The organism is Brasilonema angustatum (assembly GCF_059505445.1).
Genome location: NZ_JCACKO010000076.1, coordinates 1 through 23419, shown reverse-complemented (window position 1 = coordinate 23419; position 23419 = coordinate 1). Strand labels below are relative to the sequence as shown.

General features: G+C 41.9%; 26 protein-coding genes and 1 tRNA gene. 12 read left to right on the top strand and 15 right to left on the bottom strand.

Annotated features, from left to right (window positions below; translation table 11 throughout):
• Positions 1-310: 310 nt before the first annotated feature.
• Positions 311-1018 (bottom strand): hypothetical protein, encoded by a 708-nt coding sequence (locus AC5JM2_RS14730; protein ID WP_495835619.1) that lies wholly within the window; start codon positions 1016-1018, stop codon positions 311-313.
• A gap of 697 nt (positions 1019-1715) precedes the next feature.
• Between AC5JM2_RS14730 and AC5JM2_RS14725 the strand changes: the two genes are divergently transcribed.
• The 5 genes from AC5JM2_RS14725 to AC5JM2_RS14705 all read left to right on the top strand — a co-directional run bounded on the left by AC5JM2_RS14725 (position 1716) and on the right by AC5JM2_RS14705 (position 4144).
• The gene (locus tag AC5JM2_RS14725) at positions 1716-2552 is read left to right on the top strand and encodes a sulfite exporter TauE/SafE family protein (RefSeq protein ID WP_495835618.1); all 837 of its coding nucleotides are present in this window, start codon (positions 1716-1718) and stop codon (positions 2550-2552) included.
• A gap of 1 nt (position 2553) precedes the next feature.
• Complete coding sequence (locus AC5JM2_RS14720; protein WP_495835617.1) at positions 2554-2763, top strand: hypothetical protein; 210 nt, start codon at positions 2554-2556, stop codon at positions 2761-2763.
• 6 nt (positions 2764-2769) lie between these two features.
• Positions 2770-3066: a DUF1634 domain-containing protein gene (locus AC5JM2_RS14715; protein WP_495835616.1), complete on the top strand. Its 297-nt coding sequence runs from the start codon at positions 2770-2772 to the stop codon at positions 3064-3066.
• Between the two features lie 142 nt (positions 3067-3208).
• The gene (locus AC5JM2_RS14710) at positions 3209-3823 is read left to right on the top strand and encodes a hypothetical protein (protein WP_495835615.1); all 615 of its coding nucleotides are present in this window, start codon (positions 3209-3211) and stop codon (positions 3821-3823) included.
• 165 nt (positions 3824-3988) lie between these two features.
• Positions 3989-4144 carry a hypothetical protein gene (locus AC5JM2_RS14705; RefSeq protein ID WP_495835614.1) on the top strand — a complete coding sequence of 52 codons (156 nt, stop codon included), beginning with the start codon at positions 3989-3991 and terminating at the stop codon, positions 4142-4144.
• Positions 4145-4206: 62 nt separating this feature from the next.
• Here the strand turns inward: AC5JM2_RS14705 and AC5JM2_RS14700 are convergent, their stop codons facing one another.
• Entirely contained in the window at positions 4207-4515 is a 309-nt protein-coding gene (locus tag AC5JM2_RS14700) for a hypothetical protein (RefSeq protein ID WP_495835613.1), read from the bottom strand.
• 120 nt (positions 4516-4635) lie between these two features.
• Here AC5JM2_RS14700 and AC5JM2_RS14695 point away from each other — a divergent pair, with 120 nt between their 5' ends.
• Positions 4636-5001, top strand: a complete 366-nt coding sequence (locus tag AC5JM2_RS14695; protein ID WP_495835612.1) for a hypothetical protein — start codon at positions 4636-4638, stop codon at positions 4999-5001.
• A gap of 122 nt (positions 5002-5123) precedes the next feature.
• On the opposite strand, the gene AC5JM2_RS14690 is transcribed toward AC5JM2_RS14695, so the two are convergent.
• Positions 5124-6002 carry a metal ABC transporter permease gene (locus AC5JM2_RS14690; RefSeq protein WP_495835611.1) on the bottom strand — a complete coding sequence of 293 codons (879 nt, stop codon included), beginning with the start codon at positions 6000-6002 and terminating at the stop codon, positions 5124-5126.
• Positions 6003-6069: 67 nt separating this feature from the next.
• The gene (locus AC5JM2_RS14685; RefSeq protein ID WP_495835610.1) at positions 6070-6816 is read right to left on the bottom strand and encodes a metal ABC transporter ATP-binding protein; all 747 of its coding nucleotides are present in this window, start codon (positions 6814-6816) and stop codon (positions 6070-6072) included.
• 75 nt (positions 6817-6891) lie between these two features.
• Here AC5JM2_RS14685 and AC5JM2_RS14680 point away from each other — a divergent pair, with 75 nt between their 5' ends.
• The 4 genes from AC5JM2_RS14680 (at position 6892) to phoU (ending at position 11081) form a co-directional block, all read left to right on the top strand.
• The gene (locus tag AC5JM2_RS14680; RefSeq protein WP_495835609.1) at positions 6892-7911 is read left to right on the top strand and encodes a metal ABC transporter solute-binding protein, Zn/Mn family; all 1020 of its coding nucleotides are present in this window, start codon (positions 6892-6894) and stop codon (positions 7909-7911) included.
• 365 nt (positions 7912-8276) lie between these two features.
• Positions 8277-9029, top strand: coding sequence for a response regulator transcription factor (locus AC5JM2_RS14675; RefSeq protein WP_210612496.1), 753 nt, complete (start codon positions 8277-8279; stop codon positions 9027-9029).
• Positions 9030-9070: 41 nt separating this feature from the next.
• Positions 9071-10384 (top strand): ATP-binding protein, encoded by a 1314-nt coding sequence (locus AC5JM2_RS14670; protein WP_495835608.1) that lies wholly within the window; start codon positions 9071-9073, stop codon positions 10382-10384.
• A gap of 10 nt (positions 10385-10394) precedes the next feature.
• On the top strand, positions 10395-11081 hold the full coding sequence (gene phoU / locus AC5JM2_RS14665; protein WP_495835607.1) for a phosphate signaling complex protein PhoU: 687 nt from the start codon (positions 10395-10397) through the stop codon (positions 11079-11081).
• A gap of 196 nt (positions 11082-11277) precedes the next feature.
• Here the strand turns inward: phoU and ftsH2 are convergent, their stop codons facing one another.
• The 11 genes from ftsH2 to AC5JM2_RS14610 all read right to left on the bottom strand — a co-directional run bounded on the left by ftsH2 (position 11278) and on the right by AC5JM2_RS14610 (position 21647).
• Positions 11278-13161: an ATP-dependent zinc metalloprotease FtsH2 gene (gene ftsH2 / locus AC5JM2_RS14660; protein WP_495835606.1), complete on the bottom strand. Its 1884-nt coding sequence runs from the start codon at positions 13159-13161 to the stop codon at positions 11278-11280.
• Between the two features lie 691 nt (positions 13162-13852).
• On the bottom strand, positions 13853-14350 hold the full coding sequence (locus AC5JM2_RS14655; protein ID WP_495835605.1) for a hypothetical protein: 498 nt from the start codon (positions 14348-14350) through the stop codon (positions 13853-13855).
• A gap of 92 nt (positions 14351-14442) precedes the next feature.
• Positions 14443-14616 (bottom strand): hypothetical protein, encoded by a 174-nt coding sequence (locus AC5JM2_RS14650; RefSeq protein WP_495835604.1) that lies wholly within the window; start codon positions 14614-14616, stop codon positions 14443-14445.
• A 91-nt stretch (positions 14617-14707) separates the two neighbouring features.
• Positions 14708-16150, bottom strand: a complete 1443-nt coding sequence (gltX, locus tag AC5JM2_RS14645) for a glutamate--tRNA ligase (protein ID WP_495835603.1) — start codon at positions 16148-16150, stop codon at positions 14708-14710.
• Between the two features lie 132 nt (positions 16151-16282).
• Positions 16283-16356, bottom strand: a tRNA-Asp gene (locus tag AC5JM2_RS14640).
• A 197-nt stretch (positions 16357-16553) separates the two neighbouring features.
• Positions 16554-17741, bottom strand: a complete 1188-nt coding sequence (locus tag AC5JM2_RS14635; RefSeq protein WP_495835602.1) for an esterase-like activity of phytase family protein — start codon at positions 17739-17741, stop codon at positions 16554-16556.
• A 421-nt stretch (positions 17742-18162) separates the two neighbouring features.
• Complete coding sequence (locus AC5JM2_RS14630; protein ID WP_495835620.1) at positions 18163-18582, bottom strand: pentapeptide repeat-containing protein; 420 nt, start codon at positions 18580-18582, stop codon at positions 18163-18165.
• A gap of 485 nt (positions 18583-19067) precedes the next feature.
• Positions 19068-19691: a TenA family protein gene (locus AC5JM2_RS14625; RefSeq protein ID WP_495835601.1), complete on the bottom strand. Its 624-nt coding sequence runs from the start codon at positions 19689-19691 to the stop codon at positions 19068-19070.
• A 135-nt stretch (positions 19692-19826) separates the two neighbouring features.
• Positions 19827-20597 carry a pentapeptide repeat-containing protein gene (locus AC5JM2_RS14620; protein ID WP_495835600.1) on the bottom strand — a complete coding sequence of 257 codons (771 nt, stop codon included), beginning with the start codon at positions 20595-20597 and terminating at the stop codon, positions 19827-19829.
• A 111-nt stretch (positions 20598-20708) separates the two neighbouring features.
• On the bottom strand, positions 20709-20852 hold the full coding sequence (locus tag AC5JM2_RS14615) for a QAALIT motif small membrane protein (RefSeq protein ID WP_495835599.1): 144 nt from the start codon (positions 20850-20852) through the stop codon (positions 20709-20711).
• Between the two features lie 186 nt (positions 20853-21038).
• Positions 21039-21647 (bottom strand): pentapeptide repeat-containing protein, encoded by a 609-nt coding sequence (locus AC5JM2_RS14610; protein ID WP_495835598.1) that lies wholly within the window; start codon positions 21645-21647, stop codon positions 21039-21041.
• A gap of 87 nt (positions 21648-21734) precedes the next feature.
• Here AC5JM2_RS14610 and AC5JM2_RS14605 point away from each other — a divergent pair, with 87 nt between their 5' ends.
• Both AC5JM2_RS14605 and AC5JM2_RS14600 read left to right on the top strand, forming a co-directional pair.
• Positions 21735-22778 (top strand): M42 family metallopeptidase, encoded by a 1044-nt coding sequence (locus AC5JM2_RS14605; RefSeq protein WP_495835597.1) that lies wholly within the window; start codon positions 21735-21737, stop codon positions 22776-22778.
• A 113-nt stretch (positions 22779-22891) separates the two neighbouring features.
• Positions 22892-23359, top strand: coding sequence for a CBS domain-containing protein (locus AC5JM2_RS14600; protein WP_495835596.1), 468 nt, complete (start codon positions 22892-22894; stop codon positions 23357-23359).
• The last annotated feature ends 60 nt before the right edge of the window (positions 23360-23419 follow it).

Sequence of the window (23419 nt, the reverse complement as noted above, 5' to 3'; positions counted from 1 at the left end):
ATGGCTAACGCCACGCCTTACGGTGAGTCCAGCGCTGCGGGAGGGTCTCCCTCCGGAGCCACTTCTGTGCGGGGGTTCCCCCCGTTGAAGAATGTGGCGTCAGGCGACTGGGGAACCCGGAGGGCTATCGGGGAGAACCTGAGCCCTATGGCTAACGCCACGGCTGCGCCTAACGGGCACGGCCCCGTGCCGAACGGTTCCGCTAGCCCCTAAAAGGGGCGCTGCGCAAACGCTTTAGACCTCTAGGCGTGCGCAAAGCGCATACGCCAGATGCCTAGGTCGGGAAAGCCGTCATTCGCACTGGTCTGGCCTAATCAATCGGTGCGTTGGGAACTTGTGCGTCTATTTGTGCTTGAGACAAATAAGGAACTGTTGGGTTTAACTCGCCTAAACTGAAAACACCAGCAGGAGGTGCATTCAATTCAATCTCGCCAGTTAATGGATTGCTTCTTACAATTAAGTTCGTTCCATCCACAATCTTGACATATAGAGGCTGCCTTGGCTGTTGCTGTTGATTTGCTGCAACGGGATTTTCTGTAACGGGATTTTCTGCAACGGGATTTTCTGTAACGGGATTTTCTGCAACAGGAACGCTTATACCAGCTACGTTCACACCACTCGGCAGGTAAATGCCATCACAGTCCCATTCATCGTCTGTCTTTCGACCATTTCCCAGGTAAAAGAGGCTGTTGGCAGAAGAGCCATATTTGCTGGGTTTATGAGCGTAAACAGCTAATGTCCTTCCAGTTTCATTGCGACAGACGCCCCAGTCCTCTGTGGTTTCCATAATATACTTCTGGAACTGTAAATCAGAGATGCTCTTTTGAAGTTGCTCTACAGTATTGTAACTAGTTGCTGATGGGTTACTCCTTGCCTGTAAGAGTTGATTAAGCTGTTGAGTAATCTGAGCATACTCAGGACTCTTTTCTGCGATTGGATCTGCAAATGAAGGCTGAGCGATAACTAGATTGAGCAGCAGGAAAATAAACACTAAAATTGGCTTGAATATTTTCACCATTTTTCTCCTTTTTAACAGAAAATAGTCTTTTTCACTAAAAAGTATGTTATTTTGCCTGAAAATTTTTTGACAAAATTCACTTGTTGACTTTATCATATCTAACCACCTTTGATGGCATCAAATATTCTTTTTTATCAAAATTATAATAGTCATTTGGAGACAGCAATGATTAGTAAATTGTATTAAAAAATACACTTTTTAGTTGAGTTCTTCACTGACTTATTTGTCGTCATGTTGTATAAGTTATCAACTCGTTTGTTGGTTTTCACTTTAGGGAACTTTACTGTCAAAAGCAAACGTTATTTATTTTCAAATCAATAAATATAAGTGATGAAGGTTTTTCAAGAAATGTAAACTCTGTAAAAGTCAGGACTTATTTTTGGTAACGATTCAGGTTTGAGGGTATACAAGATTTCAGTGACTCACTCTGTCAGAGTGAGTCAGATTGATAGTTAATCAGCTTGAGTCGTCCTCTGCTTACTCCCATGAATTACTTTTATTTATTATTTTCAATAAAAATAGTATTTGATTGTATCGATTAGGAATCTTAAAGTAAAACTAGCCTTATACATAGACTGAAGTCAAAGGGTAGAACTAATCAAATAAAATGTCAATTGAAACTACCTTTACATAAAGAAAAAGTTCTAACAAAAAAATCGCAGTTTTGCTGTGCATCTACCAACAAGAGGAATGATTTGTGAACATCCTAGAATTTTCTCTGCTAATTTGCATGGGTTCATTTATTGCTGGCTTTTTAGGTGCGCTTACTGGGTTAGGGGGTGGAGTCGTCATTGTTCCCTTATTAACCTCAGTATTTGGAGTTGATATTCGATATGCTATTGGTGCTTCACTGGTATCTGTTATTGCTACTTCCTGTGCGGCTGCATCTACATATATAAAAAAAGGCTATACTAATTTGCGTCTGGGAATGTTTTTAGAAGTCGCAACAATTGCTGGAGCTTTGATAGGAGCTTTGGTTGCATCTTTTATTTCTATTAAAGCGCTTACAGTCATACTTGCCCTTGTCTTACTCTATTCAGCGTACCTATCAGGACAACCCAGAATAGAAGACACTGATGATAAATCACCTGATCCCTTAGCAAGTGATCTCAGACTCAATAGCACTTACCCTACTCCTGAAGGGCTAATGGCATACCAAGTTCATTCTGTACCAGTTGGGTTTTGCATCATGTTGATAGCTGGAGTACTTTCTGGTTTACTTGGCATTGGTTCAGGAGCATTCAAGGTTCTGGCAATGGATCAAGCGATGGGTTTGCCGTTTAAAGTTTCCACAAGCACCAGCAATTTTATGATTGGTGTGACAGCAGCAGCATCGGCAGGTGTGTACTTAGCGTGGGGTTATATCGAGCCAGGAGTGACAATGCCCGTAATGTTGGGTGTCTTGCCTGGTGCGTTATTGGGAGCAAGAGTATTGGTAGGAGCTAAGACTCAAACCTTAAGAATTATCTTTTGTTTCGTGCTTGCAGCAATGGCATTAAAGATGATCTACAACAGTTTAGCTGGGGGATTTTAAAATGTATCTATTCAATTTTGACCACAAAAGATTTCTTACTACACCTACCTTTGACAGTGGCGAAAATGATAGAAAAAATATTTCCCAATCTGTGTTAAATGAAGTTGTAGAGTTCAACAGTGCTAGTCATGAATCCACGAAAACATCTAGTGACGAACAATTAGAACAGTTAATTAGCAACCTATTAAGATACGGCGTTTTAATTGCTTGATCTACAGTGTTAGTGCGTGGAGTTTTATATTTAGTTCGCTACGGTGTGGAACCTGCGAACTACCAATTTTTCCAAGGACAACCATCAGTGTTTGACTCTCCAAAGCTTATGATTAGAGGCATTTTGTCAGGTAGTCACAACAGTATCATTGTATTTGGACTTCTACTACTCATAGCTATTCCTATCATCCGGGTTACACTTTCGGTGTTTACCTTTGTACGACAAGGAGACTTTATCTACACAGTTATGACATTGCTTGGAATTTTTGGGTTAATTTATAGCTTTATGGGAGCATATTACTAAGATTCTGGCAATGAAGGGAGGGAAATAAGAAAAAAAATAAAAAAAAGTAATTCCAACGCAAAAATCATACCAAGTCATAGCAAACTAGTTGGTGTGTTGCAAATTTTTCAAAAAAACTGTCATTCTCAAAGGAGAAAAAACGATGAAACTTTTGAAAATCGCTCTTGTTATCGCTGTCATGTTGGTTAACTTAACTTTAGCCCAGCCTTCTTGGGCAGATAGACCAAAATTTAGCAAAAACCCTGATTACATTGAAGTGACAAAGACTCTTGATAAATTGCAGAAAAATGCAGAAGGTGCAATACCTGAAGATGTGCAACGCCAAATTGATGAATTACAGTTTCAAAAAGCTGCTATCGAGTCAGGAGTCACTTGGGGACAGTGTCGTAATGAAACTGGTGAAACTTTGGCAATTTATGGTCCTTTGGGTGAAAAGTCCAAGTCTTCCTACGACAATCAACTTTACTTTTTAGGAAATGGTCAAACCACACCAGATGGATGGGATTGTCAGGGTATTTATCTACCAAGTGATGTCAAAGTAGCAGGATTGGACAATACTGGTGCTACATCTGTCCAAATCACAGATGGTACACAACTTTTGGTGAAGAAAAATTCAGAAACTTCTGAATGGGAATTCAATGTTCCATCTGCCAAAATCGTTGATTCTGACAAAATGAACTGGTTTATCCCAAATGTATCCCAGGCATTTGTTGATTCCCGCATTCCTAGCACACTCACTAGCGCTGAGAATGATTAAATCAAAATCGTGACATAATTTGTCAATGAGTGAGATTTTTCGGTAATCAATAGCAGAGGGCTATCAAGAATTTTTTAAGTTCTAAATTCCGCCTTCTGCCTTCTTCAAAAAATTTTTTGATTCACTAAATTATAGTTTGGGCTTGCAACTGCAGGAGAAACAGTGATGTTAGAACAGTTAACTGAAACCTTAAGTACAAACTTTTCTTTAAATACATTTGGAATTTTAGTGGTACTTGTTATCGTCTTATCGTCAAAAACCATCACTAAAGTTGAGGTTGATAAATTTGATCCAACCCCCCCATCCCAGGACAAGGTTTAGGAGACTACCTTATTTTTTCTATAAAGCTTAATTTCTCACCTTTAGTTGGCAAAATGGAGAATTCAAAATCCTGGCATGATTGTATTGGTGGGAGATGAAGAGCTTTGCTGGAGTGCCTGACGCGCCAAGTTCATGCAACTACCACAGTTGCAGCCATACTTCGCCTGGGCATACTGTTTAACTATAGCTTCAGAGATATTGGATGTTTGAGGGAATTCCTGCTGTGAGGAGGTGCTGGTGCTAGTCACACCTGAACGGGGTGCTATTTCATCTTGAATTTTCTTTGGAATAGCTTGAGCTGGGTGAGCAGCAATAAGTACTGCAGCAAGAGAGCCAGAGCAGCCGAGTAGTGTTAAAACTTTAGTATTCATGGTGCATAATTTTAATTCAATGTAGCTAGTATAACGAAACTTTTTGCGCTCAGTACTAAGATGTATCTGTGAATAATGCTAAACTCCAACCTTAGTACGCCTCAAAGTGAGATTTCCGTGATGAATAAAATAATGCTGGCACTGCTTGGCGGCTCTTATGTTTTATCCAGCTTAGTTTTGATAAGTCATGCTGCTGTCGCAGAAGATTTACCTTCTGTACCAAAAACCACTAACACACCACAGTACCAACACAACACTCAATCTAACCCTCAAGTGGCTGGTACTGTCGCTTTGCCAACAAACAGTCGGACGACACAAACCACACAAACTCATACTTTGCAAGTAAATCCTCGCGTGTTTTCCCTTGATCCCAGTAGCGAAACAGTTGGGAATGTAGCGAGTGCCCAATTGGGTTGTGATTGCCCTGGTTGTCGTGCTTCGGCGCTTCAAATGTTGCAAAGTGGTAAGCTAACTCTTCCGCAATAAGACCTTAACAGTTATCAGTTACCAGTTATCAGTATCAGAGTTGGGTAACGGATCTGGCGTTGCACAAAAATACAATTCCCTCTTCCCCCCTACACCCTCACACCCTACACCCTTAGCTTTGGTCATCTACCTCGCCTGAACCTGTTAAAAATGCTCAGTGAATGAGCTGCTAAATCCGGTCGGGTGAGGATACCACCAGATGGGCTAAAAAAGAGCGCCAGCAAAAACAGCATGGATGAAACCAGCACAATCGCAGGCCCAGAGGGTATATTGCGGTAATAGCTAATGTAGACCCCCGTTATGCTGGCGATCGCACCAATCAATGCTCCTGTTGCCATCATCTGATGCAGTTCTTTGACTAAAAGATAAGCCGTGAGGGCAGGTCCTACTAGCAGCGAAATTACCAGGATAACACCGACTGCTTGCATACTAGCAATAATCGTCAGGGTCGTTGCCGCCATAAAGCCGAAGTGAATAGCATTAACGGGTAAACCAGTTGCCTGTGCACCTGTACGGTCGAAAGTATAAAATAACAATTCTTTGTAAAACAGCTTAGTTGCACTCAGAATGAGCAACGTAATAATGAGTGTCCGGTAAATATCACTAGAGGTAACGCCAAGAATATCTCCAAATAAAAAACTATCTAGATCTATCTTATTTTTCAAAACTGTAATTAGTGTCACTCCTAACGCAAAGAAGCTGGAAAATGTCAGTGCCATTGCTGCATCCACTTTCACCCGAGATTGCGAGCGAATCCAGGCAATTAGAAATGTACTCGTAATCCCAGATACAAAAGCCCCAATCAAAATATCAATTCCCAAGAAAAAGGAAATTGAAAGTCCAGGCAGTACACAGTGAGCAATCACATCTCCTAGTAATGCCATGCGTTGGACAATTAAATAACTACCAACAACAGGACAGAGAATACCAACCAGAATGCCAATCACCAGCGCATTCCGCATAAATTCATAACTTAGGGGTTCCAGCAGCAAGCTCAACATGGAGAGTAAAAAGTTATTAGTTATTAGTCGTTATATTATTGGGATTTGAGGGTCAACTTTTGACCAATCAACAAAACAACGATGAATCCCAATCTTGATATAAGGGATTCTGCAAGCTTGTGCCATACGCTCGATGCAAATTCTCTGGAGTCATCACCTGTTGTGGTGAACCATCAGCAATCAAGCATTTATTCAATAAGAGTAATCGGTCTAATCGGTGCAATGCCTGTCCCCATTCATGGCTACTCACCAGTAAAATTTTGCCAAGCGATCGCAACTCTGAAAACACATCAAAAATAATCGCTTCAGTCTTCTTATCCACTCCCGTAAATGGCTCATCAAACAGCAGAATTTCTGCTTGTTGCGCCAAAGCACGCGCTAAGAATACTCGCTGTTGCTGTCCACCGGATAGCTCACCAATACGACGGTGTTTGAGCGCAAGCATTTCGACTTGATCTAATGCTGATGTGACAATTTCTCTTGCTGCTTTCCCTGGACTGCGAAACCAGCCAATCTGCCGTGTACGTGCCATCATGACTACATTCCAGACGGTGATGGGATAGTCCCAGTCTATTTGCGATCGCTGCGGTACATACGCTACTTTTTGTAGCTGTTGATGCAGTGGACTCTGACAATACTGCACACTTCCACTGACTTTTGGAACTAAGCCCAGCATTGCTTTCATCATCGTGCTTTTCCCTGCACCATTGGGACCAATAATCCCCACGACTTGGCTATTGCTAATTTGAAAGCTCACAGGCTCTAAACCACTGACACCTCGATAATTAACAGCTAGGCGCTGAACCTCTAACATATAAAATTTTTAAATAGAACGATAATCATTTTAAACTAGATTTCATTATCAAATTCTAGAGCAAATAAAAAAATCATGTATATTCCGCAGCGTCAATCCTGGAAATCAGCAGTCCTTGCCTTAAGTATGGGATTGTTAGCAAGTTGCAGTTCCTCTCCATCCACCAGTCAAAACAATCAAACCAGCCCAACAGCACCAGATGCCAGTTCTACGCAAGTTTCTTCTACTACGACCGCAGGTAAAGGTCTAAAAGTTGTAGCAACCAATACAGTTTTGTGTGACATGGCTCAGCAAGTTGCAGCGAGTACGATTAATTTGACTTGCTTGATTAAGCCAGGAACAGATCCCCACGTTTACCAACCAACCCCAGAAGACCGTAAGGCAATTGAAGATGGCAAGCTAATTTTATACGGCGGTTACAACTTTGAACCGAGTCTGATCAAGTTGATTCAATCTACCTCTAATAAAGCTCCCAAAGTTGCGGTTGATGAAATAGCTGTTCCCACTCCCCAGAAATTTGAGGAAGATGGTAAGACGGTTGTTGATCCTCACGTTTGGCACAATGCTCAAAATGGGATTGCTATGGTGAAAACTATTCAAGAAAGTTTCGCCAAGGTTGCTCCGGAAAATGCTTCACTTTACTCCAAAAATGCCCAAGCAATCACTACCCAATTAGGACAAATCGATACTTGGATCAAATCAGAGGTTGCGACTATTCCCCAGCAATCCCGCAAGCTGGTGACAACTCATGATGCTTTGGGATATTACTCCAAGGCGTATAATATCCCTGTTGAAGGAGCTTTAGAAGGTATCTCTACAGAAGAGAAACCCACAGCGGCTAGGGTCAAAGAATTGGTGAAAAAAATTAAAGACAGCAAAGTGTCTACAATTTTTGCTGAGTTAAGCATCAATCCTAAGTTGATTTCAACAGTGGCGAAAGAAGCAAACGTGAAAGTTGCACAACAAGAACTCTTTGCTGATGGATTAGGCGAGAAAGGCAGTCAGGGTGACACGTATCAAAAAACGTTAATTTCCAATACAAAAACGATTGTGGAAGGACTGGGAGGCAAATACACGCCTTTTCAAGCAAAGTGATTTGGTTTAAGTCTGATCCTCGAAACCTGGGTAAGAGGAGAAATACAGCCTTAAGCTTATGCCTGCGACACGGACTCGCGTTTGCAGGCTTACTCAAATTATATTTTTAACTATCAAGTTAATTGCTGTATAGTAAAACTTTAGCTTTGTGACTCAGGTTTAGCTATTTTTCCTAACTTTAAGGATCAAAAAGCAAATTTGTAAAAAAACAATGACTGGCTTTGTATTGCATTGGTTTATAATACTATCAGTTCTGTTACGTACTTCGTAAATTGTAAAGTTAAATATTTTAAAATCAGCGTATAAACGCTGAACTGAAATAAAAAATATTGATACCATCACACCTAAATAATTTTGTGATATCAATGTATACCAGCGAATCGACCAAGTATCCCCACACAGCAGAAATCGGACAAAGAAGCCGCATTCTGGTAGTAGAAGATGAAGAACTTATCCGGGAAATGCTTGTTCTAGCTTTGGAAGAGGAAGGTTATGGAGTGGTAAGTGCCACTGATGGGCGGGTGGCTGTAGAATACCTGAAAAGTTATGAACTCAATTCACCAGAGCTTTCCTTTGACCTGGTGATTCTTGATTTGATGCTGCCTCACATTAACGGATTAGACATCTGCCGCTTGATCCGATTTCAAGGAAACCCAGTTCCAATTTTAATGCTAAGTGCTAAAGGAAGTGAAACAGACCGTGTTCTGGGGCTAGAGGTGGGAGCAGATGACTACTTAACCAAACCTTTTAGTATGCGGGAGTTAGTGGCTCGTTGTCGTGCTTTGCTGCGTCGCCAACGCTTGAGCTGTTTGCCTCAGCTACCAGTTCTTCAGTATAAAGATGTGACTTTGTATCCCCAAGAATGTCGGGTGTTAGTTCGCTCTCAAGAGGTGAATTTGTCACCAAAGGAATTCCGGCTGCTGGAATTGTTTATGAGCTACGCCCGTAGGGTATGGTCGCGCGAGCAATTGCTAGACCAGGTTTGGGGACCAGATTTTGTTGGAGACAGCAAAACTGTGGACGTGCATATTCGCTGGCTACGCGAAAAACTAGAGATCGACCCCAGTCGTCCAGAATATGTTGTGACTGTACGAGGTTTTGGCTATCGATTTGGATAGTTGTTAGTTTTTAGTTGTCAGAGAACAACTAACAACTAGCAATGCTCATACTAGGATTTTTACTGGGTTTAGCGGTAGGCGTAAGTTTTTGGGTGTGGCAACAGGTTCAACTGAACCGTTACCTAGAGAAAGTATTACGACCGTTAACCGCCCATTCTTCTGATGTGGCGCTGCTAATTCCTCACTTGCGCCACGGAGTTAGGTTATTTGTCCAGCAACGCCAACAATTGCAGCAGTTGCTTCAAACATACGAAGACCTGCTAGAGTTCGCACCAGTGGGGTATTTGCAAGTTGACGAAGAAAATCAACTGCTTTGGTGTAATGAGCAGGCACGAAAAATGTTGTATCTGCAAAGATGGCAACCTGGACAAGTGCGCTTGTTGTTAGAGTTAATAAGATCCTACGAACTTGACCAATTAATTGGACAAACGCGCGATCGCCAAAAGTCACAGGTCAAAGAGTGGGTATTTCATCCTTCTTGCGAAGATGTGACAGCTATGTCGGAGGTGAAATCTCTTATGTTACAAGCAACAAGCTTACCTTTGCCCCTTGGGCAAGTAGGAGTCTTTATAGAAAACCATCAGCCTGTGGTGGATATAAATAAAGCACGTGAACGTGCTTTTTCTGACCTAGCACACGAACTGAGAACTCCACTCACCTCAATACGTCTGGTTGTCGAAACATTACAAGACCGCGTCAAACCACCTTTGGATCGTTGGGTTAACCGCCTCTTGCAGGAGGTTGACAGATTGATTCACTTAGTACAAAGTTGGCTAGATTTGACTCAACTAGAAACAAACCCTACCATTGAACTGCATCGCCAACCTGTGGAAGCGCGATCGCTGATTTTGTCTGTGTGGGAGACTCTAACACCTTTAGCACAGCAACACCAGATTGAAATCGCTTATTCTGGTCCTGGAACTGTCTCGATTAACGCCGATGAGTCTCGCATTTACCAGGTGTTTCTCAATCTGCTGGATAATAGTATCAAATACAGCTCACCAAATACAACCATTGTCATTGAAGCAAAAATCGTTTCCGAACACAATAACCAAGAACCAGTACTACAAATCAACATTATTGACTCCGGTACGGGTTTTTCTCAAGCAGATTTACCTCATGTATTTGAGAGATTTTATCGAGGGGATCAATCACGCTCTCGTGTGACAAACTCACAAAGTCATTCGACTACGGCAATTGTTGGCAGTGGTTTGGGTTTGGCAATTGTCCGACAAATTGTTCTTGCCCACGGCGGTTGCATAAAAGCCATGAATCATCCTCATACTGGAGGAGCATGGTTACAAGTTGAACTCCCTGGCGTCGTGGCAATTTCTTTGAGCCAAGATTATATTTGAGAATATCTTCATGTTTGAGACTACAAGAGTGAAAGTCCCCCTTTATAGTCCCAATACAGAAAGACCCCAGCTAGCTCGTGAGATTAGACGCTTAGAGCAAGATGTGTTGCGTATGGGGGCTTTGGTAGAACAATCATTTCGTCTAAGTCACCAAGCCTTGTTAACCCGCAACTTAACAGCAGCTGAGGCTCTTCCTGTTTTAGATAAAAAGATTGATCGCTTTTATAGACAAATAGAATTAGACTGTACGGCAATCATGACGCAGCAAGCTCCTACAGCTCAAGATTTGCGTTGTTTAAGTGCCTTTATGCAACTTGTGCGTGATCTAGAACGCATTGGCGACTATGCTAAGGATTTGGCTAAAATTGCAATCAAAATTTTTCCCTATCCGCCTCATTCCTGTTTACCAGAGATTGCAGTCATGTCTCAGCATGCACAAGCAATGTTAGCAACGAGTTTAGTGGCGTTGGCAGATTTAGATGAAGTCAACGGGCGCAGTATAAAGCGACTCGATGATGCTGTAGATAATGCTTATGAACGGCTTTATCACACCCTAGCTCATCAACGATGCGACGAAGGTGTTGTTGAGCCGATTCTGCTCTTGGTACTGGCGATTCGTTGTTTAGAGCGCATGGCAGACCACGCGACCAACATCGGTCAACGTGTGGCATATATTGTGACTGGTCAACGGGGTTGAATCTCAAGCTGTGGGGTTTGGAGAGGGAGTTTCTATTCTTGCTTTGATCCTCGCTAGTTCACTACTTAATTCTGTAAATGTGCGCTACAAAAAGTTAAAAAACTCAGCTCAGCAGAAAGGTTTCTTAAAACAAAATAGGGGTGGTGTAAACCATCCCTATTTACTACAGTAGAGCTATTCCCTACCAAACTTCAGATTAAATACTGGGCATATACTGCGGCTTTTCAGGTACGCTAGTGTACTCAGCGACAATTTGACGGAATTCTTCACCGTCAATAGTTTCTTTCTCAATCAGCAAGTCCACTAAGCGATCCATTACGATGCGATTTTCCAGTATAAACCGCCTTGCTGTTTGGTAGCATTCTTCGACAATGACGCGGACTTGTGCATCAACACGAGACGCGATCGCTTCTGAATATTCCGAACGAGTCATCCAATCACGACCCAAGAACACTTCTCCCTGTTGGCTTTCCAAGGATATTGGTCCTAAATCAGACATCCCAAACCTTGTCACCATTTGCCGTGCCATACCGCTGACTTGCTGTAAGTCACCTCCAGCACCAGTTGTGACTTCGGCGGAACCAAAAATCACGTCTTCTGCTGCACGACCACCTAAAGCACCAGTAATTCTGGCTTTGAGTTGACCGCGAGTGATTAACCCTTGCTCCTCATTAGGAGTAAACCAGGTTAATCCTTGTGCTTGTCCTCTTGGAATTAAGGTCACTTTTTGGACTGGATCGTGGTCTTTGAGTAATGTACCTGCGATCGCGTGTCCAATTTCGTGGTAAGCTATCAAACGCTTGCTCTTGCTATCGACCAGAGGTGTGCCTTCCATACCAGCAACAACCCGATCCACAGCATTATCGATTTCTAAATTGGTGATCGCCTCTTTACGCCGTCTGGCTGTGAGAATAGCAGCTTCATTGAGCAAGTTTGCTAAATCTGCACCTGTAAAACCAGGGGTGCGGCGGGCTATGACTTCTAAAGAAACGCCGGAGTCTAGTTTCTTGTTACGAGCGTGAACTTTTAAAACTTCCAAACGTCCTTTAACGTCGGGTGCATCGACAGTGACTTGTCTGTCAAATCGTCCGGGACGTAACAGTGCTGCATCTAAAACGTCAGGACGGTTTGTAGCAGCAATGATAATAATACCAGTGTTACCCTCAAAACCATCCATTTCGGTGAGCAGTTGGTTGAGAGTTTGTTCCCGCTCATCGTTTCCACCACCGATACCTGCACCTCTTTGCCGTCCTACGGCATCGATTTCATCAATAAAGATGATACAGGGGGCGTTATCTTTTGCTTTCTTAAACAGGTCGCGGACGCGGGATGCACCTACACCCACGAACATTTCTACAAATTCCGAACCAGAAATACTGAAGAACGGTACGCCTGCTTCACCAGCGATCGCCTTTGCAAGCAGTGTTTTACCAGTTCCTGGAGGTCCAACTAACAGAACTCCTTTGGGAATGCGTGCACCTACAGCAGTGAATTTTTCTGGTAGTTTGAGGAAGGTGACAACTTCTTGCAGTTCTTCTTTCGCTTCTTCAATACCTGCTACGTCGTCAAACTTCACTCCAGTTTTTGCCTCCATCTGGAAGCGAGCTTTTGATTTTCCGAAGTTCATAGCTTGACCGGGACCACCAGGCATGTTGCTAGAACGACGGAACAAAAAGAACAGCCCGGTAATCAATAAAATAGGAAAAATCAGATTACCCAACAGTCCCCAAATTGCCCCATCATTCCGCATAGGATGGGCGTCAAAACTAACTCCTTTTTCTTTTAGCTTGCTAATCAGTTCCGGAGAGCTAGAAGGCAAATCCACCCGTACCCGTTGTACGCGGTTTTCGAGTTCTGGATCGACGGCTTCCACAATCGCCGTCCTTCCGCCTTCATATAAATCAACGTTGCTTACCCGATCAGCGTCCAAGTATTCTAAAAAGCGACCATAAGTCATGCGGGTGGTGGCTGTATTCTTACTCATGTCCGGAGTACCAGAAAAAGCTCCTTGCCAGAAGAAAAAGCCAATCACCAATGCAGGCAATGTCCAGAGTACTAGGACTCTCCAAGAGAATTTCATCTTAATTTTGCCTCTAGATGCATATACAACAAATCAACAGTCTACAGATAGAGTTTTTCAAATCGATGTCTATAACTGCATTTTTTATCCAATGTTATGACACACGATAAGCTTTTCGTTAGCGTCTGAGCTAACAAGCCAAAACATTATTAAGAATCTTCATTAAATTTAACTTAATTTTGCTTCATTTTACTATGGGTCTCTCATGTAAATATGCAAACCTGCGGCTAACGCTGCTTGTCTGTTAAGTTGATGTCAATAGCTCAAAATCATGCCATTTGCCGTTTGATAAGAAATGTATTGGAGATTTTATATAAATAAATACGATTTCTCATCCTGTAGCTAGACGGAGGAAAATGGCTAAGAACCATATAGAACTCAGAAGGAACAGGTATTTCAAGCTCAGTTCACAAATCGCTTAAGCATCCGAAGCGCTGATGCAAGACTTCTTTTCTGATATCTGGGGAAATAACAAGAAGGACACGAAACTTCCTCATGCAAAACTACGGCTGCTGCTAAAAGAGACGGGGTTGGGGTAAAGCATGACACGCACAGGACAACATCCCCCACGAGTACAATTACAGCACCCATAAATATCTGTGGTGAGGGTTTGCGTTTACGTCCAAGTTCAAAATGTCAAAGTTTTGGATAACCATTGTCCCCACATTATCCTTTCTTTTATCAGCGCAGCCTACTTAATTTCTGTAATTCGTAGGGTATAAGGAAAGTACTTATCTTTTTTAAACGAACCAATCCATACATAGTATGTTCCTGGTAACCATTCTCCAATCATGCCAGGATTCTTGCCATCAAAATCGTCATTGCACCAGCTACCTCCAGGACCTCTAATAATTAAGGTGGTATCCTCAGGGCTTCTGACTTCTATTTTTAAGTAATCAAATTTACTTGTTAGCTCAATAGTATGGTCTGGGTCTTCATCAAAATATCCAGTGCAAGTTCCTGTAGGAGTTTCTCTTCTACCAGCAATTTCCCTCCCCGGTATAGAACCGCCACTCACACCACGAACAATCAACGGATCTGGAGAAAACTTTTGACCGATAACGACATCCTCAAAAAAGGGTGAGGATGTTTCCTGCGCACGAGATATTGTATTGATTGCTGACGCGATCGCCAGCGCCGCTACCATCAAAGATAATCTTATTCCCCGAGATATCTCTTTTGTCAGCATTCCAAGAACATACTTTTTTTAGTCTTTTTAGAGACATGAATACTACACTCGAAGTTCCCAAGCCAAGGATTTTTGACTTATTTTTTTACTTTTTAAATATCAAATAACTCATTAATTGTCAATTCGCTGACTAAAGTAAAATGAGATTCACAAGCAGAGGTGCAGATGAATGCACCTCTACCATTACAGTAGTTTTCAATTGGTAAAACCAATTGGGATTGGGTAAAACCCATGTAAAAATCCAGTAACTTCTGTCTAGAGGACACACTTGTTTAAATGGAAAAACTACCCATCAAATTGACCGAAGACTGGGTCTTATACGTATAAATTGAGCACGTTCTCAAAGCATAATTGCTGTTAACTTACTTGTTTTACCGCCTCAATCAAACGCGGCTTGTCTAAACCAATTTGATTCAAAAGTAACCAGGATTGAATCAAGTCAGGACCATGCAAATCTCCTGTTAAACCAGCGCGAAGTGCTTTCATCACGACGCCTTTCTTGACGTTTTGTTCTTTAACGACTTGTTTAATCATTTCTTGAGCGCTGGTTTGTGTGAGTTGATGATTTTCCAAAGCAGCGATCACACCGTTGAGAGTAGCTACAGAACCTTCTTGTTTTAATTGAGCAGTTGCTTCATCGCTAAATTCAACTGTTTCTATAAAAAACAGTTTGCTCATAGGAACTGCATCAACAAGGCGAGTCAAACTCGCACCAATTAAAGCGACAAGCTGTTCTAACCAAGGGCGATCGCGTCCTCCTGTCAATGGATATCCAGCTTCTTCCCAGAATGGAATCAACAAATCTGTCAGCTTATCTACTGACATATTGTGAAGATACTGACTGTTTATCCAATCCAGCTTCGCCCAGTCGAATTTTGCCCCGGCTTTATTAACACGCTCAAAACTAAATAGCTTGGCTGCTTCTTCCAAGGTAAAAATTTCCTGAGTCGAGTCTGGGGCTGACCAACCCAGTAATGTCATATAATTCACCATAGCTTCAGCAGTAAAGCCCATTTGCTTAAAGTCAAAAATGGATGTGACTCCATCCCGCTTGGAAAGCTTGCGTCCTTCCTGATTCAAAATCAAAGGTGTATGGGCAAACTCTGGCACTTTTGCGCCAAAAGCTTCATATAGCAGAATTTGCTTGGCGGTGTTGGCGATGTGGTCTTCTCCGCGAATGACATGGGTAATTTGCATATCTATGTCATCCACGACAACCGCAAAATTGTACAGTGGGACACCAATACCATCTGCTGCGGCGCGAGCAATAACCATATCACCGCCTAAATCGCTACCTCGCCAGACCATCTTTTCTCGTACCAGGTCATTCCAGACAATTTCCCGGTCGTCATCAATTTTGAAACGAATGACAAAGTTACGTCCTTCGGCTTTGTATGCGGCTTCTTGTTCTGGTGTAAGATTGCGATGACGGTTATCATAGCGCGGAGCTTCATTTCTGGCTTTTTGAGCCTCACGCAGCGCTTCTAATTCTTCTGGCGTGGTGTAGCAGCGATATGCAAGTCCTTTATCAAAAAGGCTTTGAACCGCGCTTTTGTAAATTTCCAGACGCTTAGTTTGGAAAAATGGTCCTTCATCCCAGTTCAGTCCCAGCCAACGCAGTCCTTGGAAAATATTTTCGGTGTATTCGGGACGCGATCGCTCGAAGTCTGTGTCTTCAATGCGCAGGATAAACTGACCACTGTGGTGGCGGGCAAACAACCAGTTAAATACAGCTGTCCTTGCTGTTCCAATATGTAGATTCCCAGTTGGACTGGGGGCTATACGGACTCTAACAGTCACGGGCGTTCTCTCTCTTGTCTACGTTTATAAACCACGACTCATCTAGCTTAATATTAAGCTTTCAGCAATAAGTGCTGAGTTCTGAATAACTTACAAGTCGCGACTCAGAACTCAGCACTCATAATTTTTTAACGGGACTGACGGGGCTCGAACCCGCAACTTCCGCCGTGACAGGGCGGTGCTCTAACCAATTGAACTACAGTCCCTTAATTGGTCACTTTATTTATTATGACTATTCTCCTGAACATTGTCAAGCTTTTTTTGAAATTCGTTATTAGTTATTCAGTGATGATTTACAGGGAACAGGGAACAGGAAAGAAGGATGTACAAGTGTACTTGGTTTTTAAGCGCAGAGCGCAGGCACTTTCACACAAATGATTTAGGACTGCTATACTCCCTATTATCAACGATTTAAATTGGGAATAAAACGCCGAAACAACCTGATAAGCGGTGGTTCCATCTTAAGTTTAAAGGCGAGTATCTGAGTTCGCTCAAGACGATTAAAGTTATTATCGCTCACAAGGATTAATGAAAGCTGACCATCAGATAATTTGGAGCCGAGAGTTAAGCCCTCGATATTATCTAGCGCTACATCTAATTTTCTCAAATCCAAAAGTAGCTCTTTCTTGATGGGTTTAATTTTGTTAATATCAACAGCTAAAAGACTGTCAATTTTATGAATGTCATCAGCACCTTCTAAGGAAACTTGAAACAGAGCAATAGAAAACCCAAACCCAGAAAAAGTCCGCTCTAAACTTAGGAAATGACCTTGGTTATCCAGAGCAAGTAAATCACTTAAACCGCTGGCAAATTTAGGAGAAAAATTAAAAATTGGCGTAACGGCTTCAGTTTGGTAAAGAAATTCTTTCTCTGGTTGCTGAGTGAGTAAATTGTATTGCAAAATGCGGCAAGGACTACTGATTTTTGGTTTGGCTTCTGGACCATCTTGAATCAGAGCATTTTCTGTGGCTGTAAACAAAGATTTGTTGTTAGGTGTAATAGTCAGAGATTCAAACGCTAAGTTGTTGCGGATACCTTGTTGACGACTTTTATCTGGCAAAAACTTGTTGGGAATTGGTAGTGTTCTCAAAACTTTTCCAGAAGATAGGGAAAATTCTTTAAGAAAAGGCGTTATTTGTTTAAAATTATCACCTTCAGAAGAAATATAAACAGTTTCGTGGTTAGTTAAGGTGATGCCTTCTGAATCGATAGTACCAGTCGGGAAAGTTTGACTACTTTCATTTAAGAGTGTCGTGACACCAAGAGGGACAACTTTATCATTTGTTAGTTTTTGATTGCTTAGGTCAATTCTTAATGTGTAGAAGCGAGCCGCAGCTTTTTCACTACGATCATCAGATATCGTGCAATAAAGTTGTTTTTTGGCATCATAGGTTATTCCAGAAAGCCCTCCCATGGGAGTTTTTTTGAAAGTGTAACCAGTGGGAAAAGTCGCAGAACCAATAAAATCTATTCCAGTTATGGGATAATTTGGGGCAGGGATGTTAATGATAAAGATGCTGATAAGAAGTAGAAAAGGAATAAAAAAGAGAAGAATTTGTGGAAACTTAAATATTTTTTTGATGCTCTGCATTTTGAGTCATTGCTAAGCTGGGAAAATCACAAACACGATATCATATCATGTCTTGATTACTGGAGTTTAGACTAGTTCCCGGTGCAAAACTAAATTTCCAAAAAATAAGGGTACGAATTTAAGATGTTTCCAGGAACCAAAACCTTGGTTTTTATGCTTGATAGAATCAGCCTTCTGAGTTTCGCACCGGGAACTAGACTAAAGTAGGCGATTGCGCAGAGCGCAGACGCCAAGGGCGTATCGCATAGGGTTAGCGATCCGTAGGAATGGGTATAAAAAATAAAGGAGATACCTGTGGTTAAAACAAGCATCCCCCAATGGAAGATCAGAGAAGCACTACCAATTGACGTCAACTCTTAACTTGCACATTTTAGAATCGGTGTTCACGGGTTACAAATGTTGATTATGATAGCTACCGTAACTAATTGTTGATTTTACCATCTGGCATAATCGCACCCTGCAACAGAGTACCCATCATGTGTGCGCCGTACAGATTAGCTCCCTCTAGATTTGCAGCGGTGAAATCTGCATCTATCAAGTCTGCCATTTTCAAAACTGCTCCATCAAGGATGGCTCCTGTGAGCTTTGCTTCATGAAGATTTGCTCCACTCAGATTCGCTCCTGTGAGGTTAGCGCCTGTAAGGTTAGCTCTCACTAAAGATGCTTCTGTCAAGTCAACCCCAACCAAATTTGCTTTACTTAAATCAACTTCACTTAAAGAAGCTCCTTTTAAACTTGCTCCGCTGAGATTGATTCCATTTAGGCAACCACCTATCAAGTTTATACCTTTGAAATTTCTTTCTCCTGTCTGATAGCGTTTCAACAAATCATCAACGCTCATTGCACGATTTAACAATACTTCTTGCATGCGGTGTGCCTCAAAGAACAGACTAAGTTGGGTGAATTGTGTGATCCAGTCGAGTTGTGACAAATTCTGTCATTAATAGACAAAATATCATGATGACAATCCAAACTAAGTCATTGGTAAACAACTCACAAATAATAGTTTGTTAGGGCGTAAACACTACCAGCAATTAAAGTTGTATATTAGACAATTTGCATTCATTCTTGTTTGTTAAGTTTTTTGAATTAATGAGTGTAGTTCTCTTACGCTTCATATAGAATTCCAAGCACGACGCAGTTGACTTGATTCTTGAGATAGGAAATGAGATGTGAGATAACAGTCTTAAATCATAAGCCCTACGGGCACGCTACAAGGAACGTGAAAATCTCTCTTTATTCTTCTGGTGGTGCTTACTCTGCGCCTGGTGCGGTTCACTGAAAAAGTAATTTTCACAAATCAGAGAAGCAAACACAAGCGGCGATTTATAAACATTCCCATGCTGCTTGAAAAAAGTCTCGCTCACACAACATGGCATAACGATAAGTTGACTCTACCAAAGTTGTGCCACTCGTATACGAATCAACCAAATCTTCTAATTGTTGCGTTAATGGTTGAAAATCTGCGCCGCTATAAGTACGAATCCAATCCGCATATTGATGATTGGGTATGTTGTCACCAGCCAATTGTTTTCCTAAAAAAGCATATAAACCCATACAGGGAGACATAGCTGTAGCAGTTAAACCCACATCAGCACTCCAAGCTGTTGCTAACAAAAAGTCGGTATAGCGACGGGTAGTCACTCCAGGTTCCACAGAATGTAAACTGACTCCCCACTTTGCTGCATAACCCTCATGAAGTTTCAGTTCTTGTAAAACTCCATCAGCTAAGGAGTGAAATGTCGTAAAGACTGAGAAATCTGGTGCTTTAGCTGCAGCTATGCTGTAAGCACGAGCAAAGGCTTCTAAGAAAAAAGCATCTTGTCCGACATAATAGGCAAATTTTTTCTGCTCAAGAGTACCATCACCGATACCTTGGACAAAGGGATGTTCAAGACAAGCCTGGGCTATGTCGTGATTTGCTTGCCATAGTTCTTTAGAAATAGTCATGAGTAATAACGATGAGTTGTCATTCAAACAGTCAACAATAAACAGTGAACAGTGAACAGTGAAAACTAGTAACTGGTAACTGATAACTGATAACTGGTAACTGATAAAATACTACTACCCACCGACTACTAATCACTAAAATGGCAAAAACTGGAGTAGTAGAGAGCCAACACTTCCTACAAAATCAATGAAATCAGGTTTGGCAGGTTTTACCTTAGTTTCGTAAGGTGTTTGCAGTTCTTTGATAAAAGCTTGTGCTGTTTGTATTCCACTGCTATTGTTTTGGGATATAAATAATTTTTCAGCAACTTGGGCGTCTTGAAATGCACCTTGTCGATCAAGTATTTGGTAACGAGCAACACCACGAGCTAGATAAGCACCTGCATAATCAGGGTTCATGACAATAGCCTGATTGAAATAATCAATTGCTTGCTGTTGATTGCCTTTTTGTGCTTCGGTAACACCCCAAGCATAAAATTTCTCATGTGTAGCAATTTGCGATGGTATGCCGATTGCTCCTTGCAAATTAATCCCATTAAGATTCACACCATCTAATTGAGCGTTAACTAAATAGGTATGTCGCAAATCAGCATTCTGCAAATTTGCCCCACTGAGATTGGCTCCCGTGAGGTTAGCACCAAATAAACCAACACCACTCAAGTTTGCACCCCTCAAGTTAGCACCACTCAAGTTAGCGCGGCTGAGATTCGCACCTGCAAGATTGGCTTTAGTTAAATCCGCTCCTGATAAATCAGCCATCACCAAACCAGCCCCGGCTAAATCACAGTTTTGACACTGTTTGCTTGCTAGTAACTGTCTGACATGTTCCAGATTTGCTGCTAGAACTGTCTGATTTAAGCCGATAAGCGTGAAAAATACGCTGGTGGCTAAAATTCGGCTTTTCATTATTGGCGTCGCAATGTCTTTGCCTGAAGGCTCAGTGTTTCCATACACATATCTTTTTATATTTTTTTATTTTCCTAGTCATATCACTGTTGCTATGGCGTATAATTCTTGTTATTGACGTAAAGTAACAGTGAAAGCTGATAAATCAGAATTTGTCCTGTTTGTGGCTGTACGGGCTGAAGAAAACCAGTTCAGTTCTGTAAACAAACTCAAGGCAAATGTCAGAGTAACAGCTAGCAATAGTTTTTCTCGCATAAGTTATTCCTCACAACTGCCAAGTAAGAAATCAATACTTGTAGTCTAAATACAAGAATGATTTGTCTTCCCTCCCAAACTAAGAGATAAACAAATTTGGGGAAAGTGATAAGTATCAATTATTGAAGTGATGATCGTCACTTATATTGTATCATGTACGTGAGTCGCTTACCTAGAGCCAACTCCCTAAGGCATAATTGTGTTGCTCAGGTTTACACCTTCTAGAAGAGTTCCTCTTAAAAGAGCTCCCTCTAGGTTAGTATGATCAAGATTGGCACCCCTCAAGTCGGCGCGACTGAGATTAGCACTGCTCAGATTCGCATTTTCAAGAATTGCACCACTAAGATTAGCACTGCTCAAATTCACACCACTTAAATTAGCATTTGCAAGATTTGCACCACTCAAGGTAGCTCCACTCAAGTCAACACCACTCAAGGTAGTGTTTGCAAGATTCGCACCACCTAAGTTAGCATTACGCAGCTTCATCGTGCGTAAGTCCTTTCCTTGCCAATCAACACCACCAAGATTTTTCCCTAGTTCGTTTCGCTGTTCTTGAATTGCTACGACTGGTGTGTCTTGTGGTGATGAAACCAATGTGTCTTGTGGAGGCGGAGTTAATGTATCGACAGGTGCTTGTGTTATGTCTTCTTCTGTGCTAACTGTTTGGTTAGGTACTGCTATTGGTCTTTCCACGCCTTTGAGCACTACGTAGATTCCAACTCCAGCTAAAAGAGTTGCTCCAGTCAGTATAGCCGAAAGAGTGAAAAGCAAACTTTGGCGTTGTTGGTGATACATTTGTGCTTGTTGAATTGTATAAATTTGGGCTTTTGCCTACTATTTATAGCAGTTCTTAATTGAGTAAAGTACCTAGTTAAAATAACGATGTGCAACTACGACCACTTATTTCACACAATTGAAGAATTAGTCATGCATCATTCTCCCAGTGGTGCAGAAACAGAAATTAACCAATTCTTGATACAGCAATTTGCGGCACTAGGAGTGGAAGTATGGCATGATCGCGCTGACAATATCATTGCTAAAATTCAAGGGCTAGATTCCACTAGACAGATTGCCATTACTGCTCACAAAGATGAAATAGGCGCAATTGTGAAAACAGTTGGCGAAAAAGGTCGAGTCGAAGTTCGCAGGCTAGGCGGCTCATTTCCGTGGGTTTATGGCGAAGGAGTGGTAGATTTACTAGGAGATAACGCAACACTCAGCGGCATTCTCAGTTTTGGTTCCCGTCACGTTTCCCACGAATCACCCCAAAAAGTCCAGCAGGAAGACACGCCTGTTAAATGGGAAAATGCCTGGATAGAAACAAAATGTACCACAACCGAATTGGAAGCAGCTGGTATTCGACCAGGTACCAGAATGGTTGTCGGCAAGCATCGAAAACGTCCAACACGGTTAAACGACTACATTGCCAGTTACACCTTGGATAACAAAGCTTCTGTTGCTATTTTATTAGCACTTGCCGAAAAGGTAAAACAGCCACCAGTCGATGTGTATCTAGTCGCATCAGCAAAAGAAGAAGTGGGAGCAATTGGAGCACTTTTCTTTACTCAAAACCAGCGCTTAGATGCTTTGATTGCTTTGGAAATTTGTCCTCTCTCATCAGAATATCCTATTGAAGACGGGGAAAGCCCTGTGATACTTTCTCAAGATGGGTATGGAATTTACGATGAAACGTTAAATGGACAACTGCGTCACTGCGCCAAGCAACTAGATATGTCAGTACAGCTAGCAACAATCAGTAGTTTTGGTAGTGATGCTTCTATTGCGATGAAATTTGGTCATGTTGCTCGCGCTGCGTGTTTGGCATTTCCGACACAGAACACCCACGGATACGAAATCGCCCATTTAGGAGCAATTGCTAACTGTGTTGAGTTGTTACAAGTCTTTTGTGAGACGGAATTTGAGTAATTATTCTTCTTCCTCTACTTCCCGATAAGTAACAATGTATTAACGTGATAAGCTTAACACCCACAATTCTTTACAATAAACCAGGTAGATTAATAAAAAGTGACAGCAAGCCAATGCCTAAAACAGTTGCCGACATCATGAGCCGTGATCCAATCGTCGTCCAACTAGAAACTCCTCTACAGGAAGCGATTAAAATCCTGGCAGAACGACGCATTAGTGGACTACCAGTTGTGAATGACGCTGGGAAGTTAGTCGGTATTATCTCAGAAACGGACTTAATGTGGCAACAAACTGGTGTAACCCCTCCGGCTTACATTATGTTTCTTGATAGCGTCATTTATTTGGAAAATCCTGGAGATTACGAACGTGACTTGCACAAAGCACTTGGGCAAACTGTTGGCGAAGTCATGAGCAAAAACCCGATCACTATTGATCCTGACAAAACAGTCACAGAAGCCGCTAAACTCATGCACGATCGCAACATCCACCGCCTACCAGTACTTGACAGCGAGAGCCAAGTTATTGGTATCCTCACTCGTGGTGACATCATTCGAGCAATGGCAGCGAGTCAAGATCAGTGAACAGTGAACAGGGAACAGGGAACAGGGAACAGGGAACAGGGAACAGGGAACAGGGAACAG

Coding starts and splice junctions, on each gene's coding strand:
- AC5JM2_RS14620 (WP_495835600.1), bottom strand. CDS start 20,597: ATGAAAAGCCGAATTTTAGCCACCAGCGTATTTTTCACGCTTATCGGC.
- AC5JM2_RS14675 (WP_210612496.1), top strand. CDS start 8,277: ATGTATACCAGCGAATCGACCAAGTATCCCCACACAGCAGAAATCGGA.
- phoU (WP_495835607.1), top strand. CDS start 10,395: ATGTTTGAGACTACAAGAGTGAAAGTCCCCCTTTATAGTCCCAATACA.
- ftsH2 (WP_495835606.1), bottom strand. CDS start 13,161: ATGAAATTCTCTTGGAGAGTCCTAGTACTCTGGACATTGCCTGCATTG.
- AC5JM2_RS14600 (WP_495835596.1), top strand. CDS start 22,892: ATGCCTAAAACAGTTGCCGACATCATGAGCCGTGATCCAATCGTCGTC.
- AC5JM2_RS14630 (WP_495835620.1), bottom strand. CDS start 18,582: ATGAGCGTTGATGATTTGTTGAAACGCTATCAGACAGGAGAAAGAAAT.
- AC5JM2_RS14615 (WP_495835599.1), bottom strand. CDS start 20,852: ATGCGAGAAAAACTATTGCTAGCTGTTACTCTGACATTTGCCTTGAGT.
- AC5JM2_RS14680 (WP_495835609.1), top strand. CDS start 6,892: ATGTATATTCCGCAGCGTCAATCCTGGAAATCAGCAGTCCTTGCCTTA.
- AC5JM2_RS14625 (WP_495835601.1), bottom strand. CDS start 19,691: ATGACTATTTCTAAAGAACTATGGCAAGCAAATCACGACATAGCCCAG.
- AC5JM2_RS14690 (WP_495835611.1), bottom strand. CDS start 6,002: ATGTTGAGCTTGCTGCTGGAACCCCTAAGTTATGAATTTATGCGGAAT.
- AC5JM2_RS14730 (WP_495835619.1), bottom strand. CDS start 1,018: ATGGTGAAAATATTCAAGCCAATTTTAGTGTTTATTTTCCTGCTGCTC.
- AC5JM2_RS14705 (WP_495835614.1), top strand. CDS start 3,989: ATGTTAGAACAGTTAACTGAAACCTTAAGTACAAACTTTTCTTTAAAT.
- AC5JM2_RS14655 (WP_495835605.1), bottom strand. CDS start 14,350: ATGCTGACAAAAGAGATATCTCGGGGAATAAGATTATCTTTGATGGTA.
- AC5JM2_RS14610 (WP_495835598.1), bottom strand. CDS start 21,647: ATGTATCACCAACAACGCCAAAGTTTGCTTTTCACTCTTTCGGCTATA.
- AC5JM2_RS14685 (WP_495835610.1), bottom strand. CDS start 6,816: ATGTTAGAGGTTCAGCGCCTAGCTGTTAATTATCGAGGTGTCAGTGGT.
- AC5JM2_RS14605 (WP_495835597.1), top strand. CDS start 21,735: ATGTGCAACTACGACCACTTATTTCACACAATTGAAGAATTAGTCATG.
- AC5JM2_RS14670 (WP_495835608.1), top strand. CDS start 9,071: ATGCTCATACTAGGATTTTTACTGGGTTTAGCGGTAGGCGTAAGTTTT.
- AC5JM2_RS14710 (WP_495835615.1), top strand. CDS start 3,209: ATGAAACTTTTGAAAATCGCTCTTGTTATCGCTGTCATGTTGGTTAAC.
- AC5JM2_RS14720 (WP_495835617.1), top strand. CDS start 2,554: ATGTATCTATTCAATTTTGACCACAAAAGATTTCTTACTACACCTACC.
- AC5JM2_RS14635 (WP_495835602.1), bottom strand. CDS start 17,741: ATGCAGAGCATCAAAAAAATATTTAAGTTTCCACAAATTCTTCTCTTT.
- AC5JM2_RS14695 (WP_495835612.1), top strand. CDS start 4,636: ATGAATAAAATAATGCTGGCACTGCTTGGCGGCTCTTATGTTTTATCC.
- AC5JM2_RS14700 (WP_495835613.1), bottom strand. CDS start 4,515: ATGAATACTAAAGTTTTAACACTACTCGGCTGCTCTGGCTCTCTTGCT.